At 64.4% G+C, this 13,997-nt stretch carries 15 protein-coding genes; 7 read left to right on the top strand and 8 right to left on the bottom strand.

The genetic code is table 11. The features are described from left to right. Positions 1–7 precede the first annotated feature (7 nt). From ACZ1DY_RS12830 to ACZ1DY_RS12810, 5 genes are all read right to left on the bottom strand, one after another. Positions 8–1,213 (bottom strand): sulfurtransferase TusA family protein, encoded by a 1,206-nt coding sequence (locus ACZ1DY_RS12830; protein ID WP_465484486.1) that lies wholly within the window; start codon positions 1,211–1,213, stop codon positions 8–10. Then, on the bottom strand, positions 1,210–2,061 hold the full coding sequence (locus ACZ1DY_RS12825; RefSeq protein ID WP_465484485.1) for a phosphate/phosphite/phosphonate ABC transporter substrate-binding protein: 852 nt from the start codon (positions 2,059–2,061) through the stop codon (positions 1,210–1,212). Before ACZ1DY_RS12825 ends, ACZ1DY_RS12830 begins: the two co-directional genes overlap by 4 nt. Before the next feature lie 10 nt (positions 2,062–2,071). Next, a complete protein-coding gene (locus ACZ1DY_RS12820) occupies positions 2,072–3,205 on the bottom strand; it encodes an acyl-CoA dehydrogenase family protein (protein ID WP_465484484.1) in 1,134 nt (377 codons plus the stop codon). A gap of 207 nt (positions 3,206–3,412) precedes the next feature. Next, positions 3,413–4,168: an ABC transporter permease gene (locus ACZ1DY_RS12815; protein WP_219151762.1), complete on the bottom strand. Its 756-nt coding sequence runs from the start codon at positions 4,166–4,168 to the stop codon at positions 3,413–3,415. A 1-nt stretch (position 4,169) separates the two neighbouring features. Beyond that, on the bottom strand, positions 4,170–5,105 hold the full coding sequence (locus tag ACZ1DY_RS12810) for an ABC transporter ATP-binding protein (protein ID WP_465485647.1): 936 nt from the start codon (positions 5,103–5,105) through the stop codon (positions 4,170–4,172). A 102-nt stretch (positions 5,106–5,207) separates the two neighbouring features. Between ACZ1DY_RS12810 and ACZ1DY_RS12805 the strand changes: the two genes are divergently transcribed. From ACZ1DY_RS12805 to ACZ1DY_RS12780, 6 genes are all read left to right on the top strand, one after another. Then, positions 5,208–5,615 (top strand): MarR family winged helix-turn-helix transcriptional regulator, encoded by a 408-nt coding sequence (locus ACZ1DY_RS12805; protein WP_465484483.1) that lies wholly within the window; start codon positions 5,208–5,210, stop codon positions 5,613–5,615. 132 nt (positions 5,616–5,747) lie between these two features. Further along, complete coding sequence (locus ACZ1DY_RS12800; RefSeq protein WP_465484482.1) at positions 5,748–7,040, top strand: cytochrome P450; 1,293 nt, start codon at positions 5,748–5,750, stop codon at positions 7,038–7,040. A 28-nt stretch (positions 7,041–7,068) separates the two neighbouring features. Beyond that, the gene (locus ACZ1DY_RS12795) at positions 7,069–8,067 is read left to right on the top strand and encodes an NAD-dependent epimerase/dehydratase family protein (RefSeq protein WP_465484481.1); all 999 of its coding nucleotides are present in this window, start codon (positions 7,069–7,071) and stop codon (positions 8,065–8,067) included. After that, positions 8,060–9,406, top strand: a complete 1,347-nt coding sequence (locus tag ACZ1DY_RS12790; RefSeq protein ID WP_465484480.1) for a UDP-glucose dehydrogenase family protein — start codon at positions 8,060–8,062, stop codon at positions 9,404–9,406. Before ACZ1DY_RS12795 ends, ACZ1DY_RS12790 begins: the two co-directional genes overlap by 8 nt. Continuing rightward, positions 9,372–9,941, top strand: a complete 570-nt coding sequence (locus ACZ1DY_RS12785; RefSeq protein ID WP_465484479.1) for a cysteine dioxygenase — start codon at positions 9,372–9,374, stop codon at positions 9,939–9,941. The genes ACZ1DY_RS12790 and ACZ1DY_RS12785 overlap by 35 nt, the downstream gene beginning before the upstream one ends. 8 nt (positions 9,942–9,949) lie before the next feature. After that, a complete protein-coding gene (locus ACZ1DY_RS12780; protein WP_219151755.1) occupies positions 9,950–10,351 on the top strand; it encodes a rhodanese-like domain-containing protein in 402 nt (133 codons plus the stop codon). Between the two features lie 5 nt (positions 10,352–10,356). Here the strand turns inward: ACZ1DY_RS12780 and ACZ1DY_RS12775 are convergent, their stop codons facing one another. The 3 genes from ACZ1DY_RS12775 to ACZ1DY_RS12765 all read right to left on the bottom strand — a co-directional run bounded on the left by ACZ1DY_RS12775 (position 10,357) and on the right by ACZ1DY_RS12765 (position 12,327). After that, positions 10,357–11,235, bottom strand: a complete 879-nt coding sequence (locus ACZ1DY_RS12775; RefSeq protein ID WP_465484478.1) for a hypothetical protein — start codon at positions 11,233–11,235, stop codon at positions 10,357–10,359. Between the two features lie 11 nt (positions 11,236–11,246). Then, complete coding sequence (locus ACZ1DY_RS12770; RefSeq protein WP_219151753.1) at positions 11,247–11,585, bottom strand: spore germination protein GerW family protein; 339 nt, start codon at positions 11,583–11,585, stop codon at positions 11,247–11,249. A 202-nt stretch (positions 11,586–11,787) separates the two neighbouring features. Beyond that, positions 11,788–12,327, bottom strand: a complete 540-nt coding sequence (locus ACZ1DY_RS12765; RefSeq protein WP_465484477.1) for a TIGR03086 family metal-binding protein — start codon at positions 12,325–12,327, stop codon at positions 11,788–11,790. A 222-nt stretch (positions 12,328–12,549) separates the two neighbouring features. Here ACZ1DY_RS12765 and ACZ1DY_RS12760 point away from each other — a divergent pair, with 222 nt between their 5' ends. Continuing rightward, positions 12,550–13,905, top strand: coding sequence for a hypothetical protein (locus ACZ1DY_RS12760; RefSeq protein ID WP_465484476.1), 1,356 nt, complete (start codon positions 12,550–12,552; stop codon positions 13,903–13,905). The last annotated feature ends 92 nt before the right edge of the window (positions 13,906–13,997 follow it).

Below are 13,997 nucleotides of genomic sequence, written 5' to 3'. Positions count from 1 at the left end.
CCTCGTACTACATGAAATTCTTGGTGTGCAACGCGGACAAGTCCGCAGCCTCGCTCGATGGGAAGCCGAGATGGACCAAGCGGCGTTGCCTGCCATCGTCCATTTCGGACTGCAGTTTCATGACCGCGTCGTATCCCTTGGCGATCGCCGCGGGAGTCCAGTCACCTGCCGCGAGTATCACCAGCGAGTCGAAGACATCCTGGTTGAGGCCGGAGGTATCGACCAGAGACTCGTAACGCCGCTCGACCGCCGCACGCATCCGGTGCCGAACACCTGGATCCAGCTCCGCCTGATGCTGAAGGTGCGCGACGCCGAACGCGACGTGCCTCGCCTCGTCCCGGCGCGCCATTCTGGTCACCTGGCGGGTGACCGGATCGGGCGCGTTCTTGTCGAGGAACTCCAGCAGGTTGAGGAAGCTTCCCTCGCCCAGCACCGACAACAGGAACGAGGCCATCGAGAACTCGGCCTCTTCGAGCAACGTCGACAATGACTCACGTCCGCTGACCGAGGACGTGCCCATCTCACCACCGCGCAGCAGGGCTCTGCGGGTGAAGACCTCCATGTGTCTCGCCTCGTCCGCGGCCTGGACGGCCAGCAACTGCAGCACTTCACGGAAGTGCGGATGGACCCGGGCCAGCAACTTCGACGGGATGACGAGAGCGGCCTGTTCGTTCTCGATCAGGTAGGTCATCACCTGGACGACCGCCTGCTCGATCTCCGGCTGCAGGGTGAACTCGGCCTTCCAGTCGATCGCGGTGTTGGGATCCCACTGCGCCGACGCGGCGTTGGCGTACAACGCCGGCGCGATCTCCGCCCATACGAGATCGCGATGGGTGATGTCGAACGGTGTCTGTGGCCCACCGCTTTCGATCAGCGCACCGCGGGCGGCGAGCCCCCAGTCCGCCGGAGGATTCTCCACGATCCCGTCGATGCCCGGGGAGCCTGCGCGCTGGGCACCGGCCCACCTGTCCAGATCCGCTCGCCCGCGAACAACCCAAGCCCGGACACCGAAGTCCGTGTCGACCGCCTGGCGGACCCGGTGACCGTTCTGCCTACACCAGGCTTCAAGGTGCACGGTCAGGGCCGGATCCGCGCCGGTGACGCCGAGTTCCTGTCCCGGGTGCATCTCCTTCAGAGCCTGCTGCACCAGAAGGTGAGCGCCGCGTTCGAAGCCGAGATTCTCCAGGTCGAGAACTCCAGGTGCTGCTGTCATGGGGTGTACTCCTCGGCAGTTACGCTGCCGCCGGCGTCGTAGAAGCTTTCCTCCTCCACCGCGGTTTCGAGCAGGGAGTAGTTGCTGCTGCGGCCCTCGTACCACATCTTCAAGCCCTCGAGGTCGAGCAGTGGCCGCACTTCCGGGTCGGCGTAAGACATCGACAGCAGAAGGTCACCGAACTTCTTGACCAAGTCGGCCGGGGCCGAGTCGATGACGCTCAGGTTGCAGTGATCGTAGGTCGGAGTTTGGGCGAGAACCCGGGTGCTGCCCGCAGGCAGTGTCCCTTCCCGGCTGAACAGCAGATGGTTCACGTCGATGATGGCCGCGGCTTCGATGTCACCGGCGAGCAGAGCGCGAGCGGCATCTCGTTCGCCGCCGATGTGGTCACCATGAAGGCCCACGCCGACGTCGAAGCGTCGGATGGTGACGTCCTCACCGGGAGTCAAGCCGGCTTCGCGGAGGAACGATCGCGGGACCAGCGTCGCTTGAGGCGAGTCGATGGCGCCCAGACCGACTGACTGTCCCTTGAGGTCGGACACCTTTTCGTACGGGGAATCGCTGCGAACCAAAAAGACCGACGTGAGGTCGCGGTCTGTGTCCCGCATGACGAGTGGGCTCACGGTGCGGCCCTTCGCCTTCGCGAGGCGCTCGGTACGAAGCCACGCCAGCGGCGAGTTCCACGCCGCGTGGATCTTTCCGTCGACGAGATCCTCGACCTGCCGCTCGTAGTGCGAATAGAGGACGAAGTCGAACGGCAGCCCACGAGCCTGGAGCCAGGACCGGAATCCGCCCCAGATGGTGACCACCTTCGGGTCGTATGCGACGGCGCCCATCAACAGTGTCATTTACTTCCCCTCAGAACAGCGGCAGGCCGAGCGCGGCCCGTCCGACGAAGTCGCGCAAGGCCTCGGTGGTCGGTGCCATGACGCGCGCGGCGAGCGAATCACGGAACCGGCGCTCGACGCCGAGTTCCTTCCGGAAGGCGGAGCCTCCGCAGAGCCGCATGACACCGTCGGAGACCTCGCTCGCCGCCTCGGCGGCGACCGCCTTCACCTGCAAGACCCGCAGAGTCGCGTCGGCGCGGCCGGAACCCAGAGCCTGCAAGGTGTCCTGCAGGAACGCGCGGACCTCGTCGACCTTGGTCAGCAGACGGGCGTACTGCGTGCGGTGATGTTCCTGTTCGGCCAGGGTTTGCTCGAGGTGAGCCAGCTGTGTGTTCTTGAGGTGCTCGCCGGCCTCGGCGATCTGTGCCTGCATCAACCCCAGCGAGAACGCGGCGTTGAGCACGAGGAAGTACGGCAGCGCGGTCTGCAGCGCGATATCCAGACCCGCACCGTCTTCACCGAGCATCGCACCCTTGGAAACCTCCACCGATTCACCCGCCACGGGGTTGGAGGCATTCCCACGAAGGCCGAGTCCGTCGAACTTTCCGCGCACGGTCAAGCCATCGGAGGCGGACGGGACCGACCACAACGTCATCGGCCCTTCGGCACTGATCGGCCTGCTGGACCACACATAGCTGTCCGCCTGCCCCGCCGCGGTCACCCAGCTCTTACTCGCGTTGAGTTCCACTTTTCCGTTACCGTCACTCGTCGCCGAGCTCATCGGAGCCCAGAAATGACTGCGTGAACCGGATTCCGAGAACGCCAGTGTGGTGAGATGATCCCCGGCCGCGATGGCACGCCTGATCTCCTCGCGACCGTGCGCCTCGAGAATCGCCGTCGCGGCGTAATGCATGAGCACGACCATCGCCGTCGAACCACAGTTCGACGCGAGCTTTTCGATGACGACCGCGCCATCGGCGAGGCTTCCACCCCCGCCGCCCACATCAGCCGAACTCAACAGGCCGAGAATTCCCGCTTTCCCCAATGCTTCCACGGAATTCCGCGGGAATTCACCACTGCGGTCGGTTTCCACCGCCTGCGGGGCGACAACGTTACTGATGACAGATTCCAGCGATGCTGCATAGTCTGCGGACACGCCAGACACCACCCCATCTCGCCGAGCTGGCCCACGATGACCCCCGGGCAAAGGACAAACCCCCGTGCTTTCGTTCGCCCCGCGAAACCCCTCAGCGTCCGTACTCCAAAAGTCTCTGGACGAACGTCAGACTAGCCATCGCCCAATCGTGTGTCCAGGCTCACGGACGATCAAGGGAATAATGCGGCCGCACGAGTTGTTGGCGGCCTGCCATGGTCACGTGACGTCACGCCGAACTGCCAGGAAGGTGCCAGCGACCGCGAAGACTACGCCGTACGCGAGTAGCACTACTCCGCCCAGCGTCGGCGCCAAAAGATGTTGATTACTTTGGGTCACCTGAGTGAGAGCGTCTTCCGCCGCACCGGGTAAGTACTTCGTCCAGCTCTCCAACGCGGTCACCCGGGTCAGGATCGGCTCGACGATGAAGAGATAGATGAGTAGGCCAACAACCGTCGCCACCTGATCGCGGATCAGCGCCCCTAAGCCGACACCGACGGCCGCGAAGATCGCGATCGACGCCACGACGCCGGCGAAGATCTCCAGCTTGCCGTCCATGACGACGGTGATGCCCTTCGCGGAGAGCCAAGGGACCGCGACCGCGGCCACGGCGGCGAAGCAGAGGACCGCGTAGCCGATCCCGACGACGCAGTAGGTGATCAGTTTCGCGATCACGATCCGGCCGCGCTTCGGGGTCGCCAGGAATGTCGCGGTGGCGGTCTTGTGCCGGAACTCGCCGGTCAGCCCGATCGCGCCCAGAACCGCGACCAGGGTGCTCGCTCCTTGCGCGGTGGCGAAAACCGTTCCCTGTCCTTCCTTTGTGGACAGAGGTGGAGTCGGATTTCCCGGACTGTCGGCGAACGCGATGGCCAGACTCGCGTACAGGACCGAGATCCCGATGGACCCGATGAGCAAGACCAGCCAAAGCCGGGTCGCGAAGAGCTTCTGAAACTCGGCGGTGATCAACCGTCCCATGTCATCCCACCCCGGGCATCGCGAGGACCCTGCCCTCGTCGCCGCCTGCTGTCAGTTCGAAGAACACGCGCTCGAGATCGCTCTGACGCTCGAACAGCTCGTGGATCTCGACACCCTCCACGAAGGCGATATGGCCGACTCGCGCCGTATCGGCACCGTTGATCTCGACCCGGCCGTCCGATGCTCGGCCGGCGTCATGGCCGGCTCGTCGCAGTGCGTCGATCAACTTGTCCGGATCGGGCGTACGAGCGACGACACCACCGGATTTCTCGGACAACTCCCCCAGGGTGCCTTGCCGGACAAGCCTGCCCTTGTTGATGATCACCGCGTGGTCGACCAGTTGTTGCATCTCGGTGAGGACATGGCTGGACACCAGGACGGTCCGTCCCTTGGCGGCGAATTCCCGGAGCAGCCCGCGCATCCAGACGATGCCTTCCGGGTCCAGCCCGTTGGCCGGTTCGTCGAGGATCATGACCTGGGGGTCGCCCAGCAGGGCCGCGGCGAGTGCGAGACGTTGTCGCATGCCCAGTGAGTACCCCTTGACCGAGCGCTTCGCCGCGGACGTCAGCCCGACAAGCTCGAGGACCTCGTCGGCACGACGCCCGGGGTAACCGTTGACCAGGCAGTACGTCTTCAAATGCTGGCGACCGCTACGGCCAGGATGGAATCCCGACGCCTCCAGAACCGCGCCGACCTGGCTATTGGGAGAGGGCATCGCGGCATAGGACACACCGTTGATCGTGGCCGAACCCGAGTCGGGTTTGACCAGCCCGACCACCATCCGCAGCGTCGTGGTCTTGCCCGCGCCGTTGGGCCCCAGGAACCCGGCGACAGTGCCGGGCTCGACCGTGAAGTTGAGGTCGTCGACCGCTTTGACCGCACCGAACGCCTTCGTGAGGCCGGAGACCACGATCCTGCCGTCGCCGTTCGCTAACATACCCACGGAGGCTACTACATCGTGAAGTCCATACACAATGAACTCAGCTCCGCGTCAGGGGCGACCACTGCACCCGCCGACGCGGACAGCACGCTGGACCGCTTGTTCGAGCTCAGCGTCTTGATGGCCGGCTACATGGAGCACTCGCTCGCCGAGCGGGGCCTGACCCGTGCACGGGCCACCGTTGTCTGGGAACTCTTCCATCGGGGCCCGATGACCCAGCGCGAGCTCAGCCAGGCGCTCAACGTCACGCCGAGGAACGTCACCGGCCTGCTCGACGCACTTCAGGAAGGTGGCTTCGTCGATCGCAATCCGCATCCGACGGACCGCAGGGCGACGATGGTGTCGATCACCGCGAAAGCCCGGCGTGCGGCGAAAGCCATGAACGAAGACCATCGGCAGTTCGCGCAGCGACTCTTCGCGGCGATGCCACAGGACGATCTGACTCTTTTCGATGCGACTCTGACCGGCGTGCTGGCGCAACTGCGAGAGGTCACGGATAGCGACTAGGGCGCAAGCCGAGGAGCCCCGCCGTCGACCCCGAGCCCGCGATCTCCCGTTGACGCCTTCGAACCGCGCGGATAGCCTCGGCTTCGACAGTCTTCCAAAGATCTCTGAAACATAGTCGGATGGGGCGCTGCTATGTCGATGCTCGAAGAGAAGCTGTATCCCGGCACGAAGCAGGAGGACCTCCCCTGGTCCGCCGCTGACGGTCCATCGATCATCGACATGTTCGCCGATCATGCGACGATGATGAATCCGTACCCGCTTTACCAGCGGATCCTTGCGGAACGACCGGTTCACCTGGCCGGTGATGCCATTGTTTTCACGTCGTACAACGATGTTTCCACCGTTCTGCGCTCGAACAAGGTCAGCGCGGACGACCGTAACGGCAAATCCCAGCAGAACATGGTGGCCAGCGGAGAGGTTCCGCCCGAATTGGTCTCCACCATGAACCAGCGGTCGTTCCTGCACCGGGACCCACCGGACCACACCCGCCTTCGCGGTCTGGTCAGCGATTCCTTGAGCACCAAGCGCATGGAGACGCTACGGCCCACAGTTCAGCGGCTCGTCGACGAGTACCTGGACGCCGCTGCTGCCAAGGGCGGCTTCGAACTGATCAACGATCTCGCATTCCCGCTCCCGATCACCTTGATCAGCCAGATCATCGGCGTCGATGCCGCCGACCACCTCGGCGAGGTCAAGCCCTGGACGCGGTCGCAGCTGTGCTGCGATTTCGAAGCGCCGACCACAGCGGGTGCCTGCGCGACCTACAGCATGCAGCAGCAGGACGAGTTCACACTGTATTTCGAAGCGCAGATCGAGAAGAAGCGCAAGAACCCCGGCGACGATCTCCTGACGACGCTCATCGCCGCAGCGGATCGGGGAGAACTGACTCTCGACGAGGTCAACGACACCTGCCGGCTCCTCGTGGTGTCAGGCCACGAAACCACCGTCGGCCTGATCTCCAACGGCATGCTCGCACTGCTGCGGAATCCCGACCAACTGCGGCAGCTGCGGGAGAACCCGGTGCAGGCTCCGTCCGCGGTCGAGGAGGTTCTCCGCTACGACTCGCCGATCCAGTTCACGAGGCGCTACGCCTTGGAGGATCTGGAAATCAACGGCAGCAAGGTCACCAAGGGCCAGATGATCCTGCTGTGGCTCGGCGCCGCGAACCGTGATGGCGCGCGCTTCCCTGATCCCGACAAGTTCGACATCGTGCGAGCCAACAATCACCACCTCGAGTTCGGTGCGGGGATCCACTTCTGCCTCGGCGCTTCCCTGGCGAGGATGCAAGGCCAGATCGCACTCGCGACGATGGCGAAGAGGCTCGTCGGTCCCGAGCTTGAGGCCGATCCGCCGAAGTACATGCCCGACGCCGTCCACGCCATCGAAACGCTGCCGATCAAGTTCGAACGCATTCTTCCTGCGTAGGTCCGGATTCTCTCTGGGGGAGAGCCCTATGGGCGGTCGTAACGGCCAAGGTTCGCCGGTCCTCGTGACCGGCGGCGCCGGCTTTCTGGGCTCGCACCTGTGTGAGCGCCTGCTGTCGTCGGGTCGGGAGGTCGTCTGCGTCGACGACCTCTCGACCGGCGTCATCGAGAACATCGAGCCGCTGATGTCCGATCCGGCGTTCGAGTTCGTGAACGCCGAGATACCGAGCCAAGCGACAGCGGATCTTCTCACGACGGTGCATCCGCGCTACGTCATCCATCTCGCGTCGCCGGCGTCTCCGGTCGACTTCGAGAGGATTCCCATTCGAATCCTTCAGATCGGCGCGTACGCCACCGATTGGGCATTACAGCTGGCGTGGAGGAACGACGCGCGGTTCGTCCTCGCCTCGACCTCGGAGGTCTACGGCACGCCCGAGGTACACCCGCAGGTGGAGTCCTACTGGGGCAACGTCAACCCTGTCGGTGTCCGTTCCGTCTACGACGAGGCCAAACGATACGCCGAGGCGCTCGCGATGGCCTACCACCGCCAACACGGAACGAACATCACCATCGCGCGTTTTTTCAACACCTACGGACCCCGTATGCGCGCCGACGACGGACGCTTGATCCCGCAACTGATCTCCGAGGCGCTCACCGGCCTGCCGCTCACGATTCACGGTGACGGGCAACAAACCCGCTCGCTCTGCTACGTCGACGATCTCGTGGACGGCATCGTGCTCCTGATGGAAAGTGACGTCCGCGGACCGATCAACCTCGGAAATCCCGAGGAGTACACGGTCGAACAGGTCGCACGCGTGATCGCCACGACAACGGGTACCGAGCCGCGATTCGCTCACACCGCACCACGTACCGATGACCCGGTCCGCCGTCGACCTGACATCTCACTGGCACAGTCGCTGCTCGGCTGGCAACCGCGAACATCGGTGCGCGCCGGCATCCGGCGTACCGTCGACTGGTACGTGGACAGGACGCCCCGTTTGACGGTCTCGGCGCGAAGCGATGGTTGATCGGGACATCGCGGTCGTCGGGGCGGGTTATGTCGGGCTGACCACCGCGGCGTGTCTGGCCGGCCTTGGACACCGGATCGCTTGCGTCGACAATGACCACGACAAACTGGCCGCACTTCGCCGCGGCGAGGTCGGGATTCTCGAGCCAGGACTGAGCGAGCTCGTCCTCCAGGGCATACTCCGGCGCAAGCTCTCCTTCACCGACGACCTGATCGAGGTCGCTCGGCGCGCGGAGATCGTGTTCCTCTGCCTCCCCACACCGACGACCTCATCAGGGCAGGCAGACGTCAGTACTCTGCAGCACGTGACGGGACAGGTAGGGGCGCATCTGCGTTCGGGAGCGGTCGTGGTGGTGAAGTCGACCGTGCCGGTCGGCACAGGTGACGACCTCGTGATCCGGCTCCGTCGAAGTGACGTCGAAGTCGTCAGCAACCCCGAGTTCCTCCGTGAAGGTCATGCCGTCCAGGACTTTCTCAACCCGGACCGGATCGTCGTCGGCTGCCAGAATCCCCGCACGGCGGAACTCGTTGTGGGGCTGTACCGGAGCCCGGATGTCACGACCGTGACGACGGACCGGCGTACCGCGGAGATGGCGAAGTACGCCTCCAACTGCTACCTGGCGGTGAGGTTGTCGTACATCAACTCGATCGCGGCACTGTGCGAGTCGACCGGCACGGACGCGCTCGATGTCGCGCACGTGATGGGCCTCGACCCGCGCATCGGGCCGGCGCATCTACGTCCAGGGCCTGGCTGGGGTGGTTCGTGCCTGCCGAAGGACTCACATGCCCTGCTGGCCGCGGCCAAGGCCGCCGACGTCGATTTCGATGTCCTGGGCGCCGCTGTGCGGTTCAACGCGGCCCACCAAGATCGTATGGCGCGGCGGATTCTCGCCTTGCTGGGCGACGGCCCCGGCCGCCCCCGGATCGGGGTCTTGGGATTGACGTTCAAGGCGGGAACCGGTGATCTCCGGGATTCGCCTGCTCTCGCCATCGCGCGAAGACTCGGGGAACTCGGCGCCGAAGTGACGGCGTTCGATCCCGCGGTCCGCGGCACACCACAGGCGCCGCTCGCGGTCGATGACCCTTATCAGGCCACCAAAGGAGCGCATGCTCTCGCGGTCCTGACCGAATGGAACGAGTTCCAGGAGCTTGACTGGCACCTCATCGGCCAGCTGATGGAAGGCGACCTCGTCGTCGACACACGGAACGTCCTCGACCCGGCTCAGCTCGGCGCGGCAGGCCTGCGGCTTCATGCCTTCGGCCGGCGGATCGGCACCGAGCGTCTGGAGGTGAAAGGAGCGGTTGATGGCATCGCTGTCCGACATGCCGACGATCAGTGAACTGGTGAACGTCCCGGGTGCCGCCGCCTCCGTGTCGCAGCGCAGCCTCCTCGAGACGGCCCGGAGGATCGGCGATCACCGTGGACTCTGGGACCAGAAGGTCGAGTTCGACCTCGCTCGCCGCCACTACGCGCGGCTTTACCGGGATCACCTCGTCGAGGTGTGGCTGATCTGCTGGGACTACGGGCAGGACACCCTGCTCCACGACCACGGTGGGAGCAGCGGAGCCTTCGCCGTCATCGACGGTGAACTACTCGAAGACTTCGGCTCGGTGACCGGTGGCAAGCTGACGACGAGACGTCACCGAGCCGGTGGCGGCGCCTTCTTCGGTCCGCGATACCTGCACAACCTCGTCGCCGCGAACGCTGTTCCGGCGGTCTCCATCCACGTGTACTCCCCACCCCTGACCAGCATGAACTTCTACTGCCTCGTACGCGACGGGCTCTACCACCTCCGGCGTATCCCGACCGAAAGCCCCGAACCCGACACCGCGGACCTCGTAGACGAGGCAGCCGACCACTACGCCAGTGCATGATGAAGACCATGGACACGATCTCGGGGTTGCTGGAGCGGGTACGTGAGAACATCACCCGCTACGAGCCGGACGCGGCTGCCGAGCGACTACGTGGCGGCGCTCTGCTCATCGACCTCCGGCCGCTGGAGTTTCGCCTTCGTAACGGCGACATCCCAGGTGCGATCGCAGTGTCAAGGCATGTTCTCGAATGGCGCCTCGACGTCACGAGCTCCTGGCGTCTGAAGGAACTGGCGTACGAGGACTACGACCAAGAGGTCATCTTGCTGTGCAATGAGGGCTATACCTCGAGTCTCGCCGCTCACCAAGTCATGTCCGCGGTCGGTCTGCGCGCAGTCGGTGACGTCGTCGGCGGGTTCGCCGCCTGGAAGGCGGCCGGCCATCCCGTCGTCGAGCGGTCTGCCGTCGAATAAGACGTTCAGGAGGCCGGAAATGACTCGATGTCGTCGCCGACGCTCGAGTAGCGGCTCGTACCCGCCGAGTACACGACTCGGTGCGTGAACGCTGGTGATGCGACCTTCGAAAACAGACGCGCGCCGACCCTTTCGGTGGTCAAGCGGAGGTCGACCACGTTGTTACGCGTCGCATCTCTCGGTCCCGCAGATGCCCTGTTCAACGGTGGCTGGAAGTAGTCGACCAGCGCGGACGCCGTCAGTCCCACCAATTCCGCCGCTGCGTCGTCAGAATCCCGCATGACCGTTGGTTCTGGGTCTAGCTCAACGAGGACAAGCCAGGCCTCCACGTCATCCGGCACATCACGAAGTGATTCCACCAAAGTGGGGTGAGTGATCAGGCTGCTGAACGCTCCCGCGCGCGTCGTACTGGTGAATGCCCTACCCACGTATCGAACTCCGAGGTCGAGGAACCGACCGCCGACGTCCGCGCGCTCCGGCTCGCTGGCACCCGCAAGGGCCTCGGCCAGGAGCGAACTGGCTCGCCGGCGGAAGATCGTGCTTCCGTCGGCATCCCGACCCTCTACGACGTCGTACGGGCTTTGACACATCAACCGCATGTCATTGGGCAGTTCCCTCGCAGGCCACTGGCAGGCGACCGCGCTGGTGCCGTCGGCATCGGCTGTCCGAAACTCAGCCCGCAGATGGCCTTCAGCACTGGCCAGGCTGCCGGGGACGATGGTCGTCCGGGGCCTCCAACCCACCAGGTGAAGCGGGAAACGGTCGAGAATCCCGCTCGTTCTCGCGTCGACCGCCGTCTCGAGCATGACGTGCGGTTCCAGCATGACGCAGTCACCGACGACGTCGAGTCGGCTCTGTCCCTCGCCGCTCTCGGCACGGACCATCGCGAGTACTCCTAATGCGTGTCACGAAGCCGCTTCTTGGTGCGGGCTCGAACCACTCTCGCACGCACGAACATCGCGACCGCGACGGCCTTTCCCACGCTGGACACGAGCTGGTTGACATTGATGACAGGACGAAAACGGACACGCCCGTTCGTGATGACGTACATGCCGACCGGCTGGGCGCACATCCCGTATCCGCCTCCGTCCCCAGACGCACCTTTCTCGTCTTCGCCTCCGCCCGCTCCCCCACCACCGCTGACGAGCGCGACGGGGATGAGGGTGACTCCGTCCCGCTCCAATGGTTCACCGAAGGCGGTCTTCACCGTCATGGTGGTCCGCACGGTCGTCATGAGTTCTTGGAGGTACAAGGCCGCCCCTAAGCAGAAGTGGTTGCGAATACCTTTCATGGGCCGCCATGAAGCCCCGTTCGTGGGCAATCACGATAACGGCGGTTCCATCTTCCCGCTCTTCGCGTCGTCGCACCACGGCTGCGCGTTGGCACCTTGTCTGACTCGACAGGAGGCGACGCACGTCGCCGAGCTGACTCCGAAGTCAGGCCGAAACCTCAACCCAGGGCGCCCGTCCCAGGAACGCCAGCATTTGCGTCTGCCTGTCGGCTCCAGCCGGCGGAGTCTCCGCCGGTGCGAAGAACCCCGGCCGTCGCACGATGTTGGATCGTGCCCAGTCCCACGCCGCATCGATCAGCTCATCATGCAATCGGATGTCCTTCCCGAGTCCGTGCGCGATGTCCCCCGTATGTGCCACGTGATCGGTGATCAACAAGTTCAGCACGCCGGCGAGCGGCACCTCGCCGATGCCGACGATCGAGACCTGCCGCGCAAGAGCCTTGTCAGTCAAAAACCGACCTGACACTGCCCGGGCTTCTCTCCAAACCTCGATGGGATCTCCACCGGCCAGGACACCGGGCGTCAGCGCACCAGGAGCACCTGCCCGCTCGTCGTACTCCTCGTCCAGCGCCCAAGCACGCATCTGCCGCTGACCCCAGACAACGTGACCGACGACGTCCTGGACCGTCCATCCGGCACAAGCCGATGCCGAGTCCCATTGATCAGGGCGGACGTCCCCGAGCACGGCGTCGAACTACTCTTGCGCCCGTCGATACAGCTCCATGATGTGCATCTACCCATCCCTTCGTCCGTGACTTCTCAAAGGACGATCGGCGAGATCGAGACTCGACATGTGGGCACCGTCGTTGTCGAGTGATGAGTCAAGGCACGCGGTGAGCTCGGTATCGAAACGATCACCATACAGGCAGAGCGTCACGCAACCAGTCCATACTCGCGACTCCCCCGTATGGCAAGCGACGTGCCCGATCCGCTCGTCGCAGCTGCGCAAAACGGGACCGAGTTCCGCGTCAGCACGCTCCCTCCCGAGTCCTTGCGGGTCAGTCAAGACCCTGGGCATCACCTGTCCGCGCACCTGATCCGTGAGATCGTGCGCACCGACACTCGCGGACTGGACCCACGGGGGATTCGCGTAGTCGGTGCGAGGATCACCGGCGAGGTTGATCTGCGGCACATCCGCCCTCAAGTCGGTTTGGCTTTCATCAGGTGTGCGTTCGACAACGGAGTGATACTGGAGGACGCGCACCTCCCGTGGCAGTCCCTCACCGGCTCCTACATGCCACAGCTCACGGCGAACGGCCTCGAGGTCGACGTCAAAGTCGACCTCGACCGCGGCTTCACCGTGGAAGCAGCCACTGGCAACGCGGTCGAACTGATCGCCGCGCATATTCACGGCAAGCTCAACCTGTCCGGCGCACAGCTCACCAGCAAGAGTGCATCGGCACTCGCCGCGGACCGGCTGCGTGTGGACGGCTCGCTCTACCTCAAGGAGCACTTCTTCGCGAGCGGCGCGGGAGACAACGGGATCCTCAGTCTGGCCGAAGCCCACGTCGGCGGCCAGCTGATCCTGACGCAAGCCGAACTCATCAATAACTCAGGGCCGGCCTTCGTCGGCGAGCAGATCACCGTCGATGGCGCGGTCTTCATTTCCGCACCGTTCAAAGCCGTCGGTCACGGATCAGCCGGCACCATCCGTCTCCGTTCGGCGAACCTCGGCAACAGACTCACCCTTGACGGCGCACGGCTCACCAACGACGCGGGCCCCGCCTTCTCCGCTGACGGCATCCAGATCACAGGCGACCTGTCCATGACAGGCGGGCTTCAAGCGTCAGGCCACGGGGAGCGTGGAGCGATCCGCATGACCGGTGCCCGCATCGACGGAGAGCTGGACGCGTCCAGCGCAGAAGTCACCAACACCACAGGACCGGCGATCTCGGCTCGTGACATCCAGATAGGCGAGACCCTCTACCTCAGTGACGGATTCATCGCCCGAGGAGAAGGGGCTGACGGCGCAGTCCGTTTGACAGGCGCAAAGATCGGCGCCCAGCTCGTCGGCACCAAGGCGCAGATCACCAACCGGTCCGGCCCATCCCTGTCCGCGGAACGACTGCACGTCCACAACAACATCGACCTCAGCAAGGAGGCAAAATTCGACGGGCTCCATCGACCTCACGAGAGCCGTTGTCGAAGGCAAGCTCGACCTCGCCGGCATCGAACTGGTCGACAAGAATCGCAAAGTCCTCAACCTTGCTGTCGCCAATGCGAACGAGGTAGCCCTCTCCCCCAGAACTGTCTGCACGGATGACCGAGAGCACGAGACATTGGCCGCAGAAGTCGACTTCGCCGGCTTGACCTACACGTACTTCCCTGACGCCGACTCAGATCAATGGCGCCACC

This window comes from Amycolatopsis sp. PSD-21, assembly GCF_055561455.1.
This window is presented reverse-complemented; position numbering and strand designations above follow the sequence as displayed.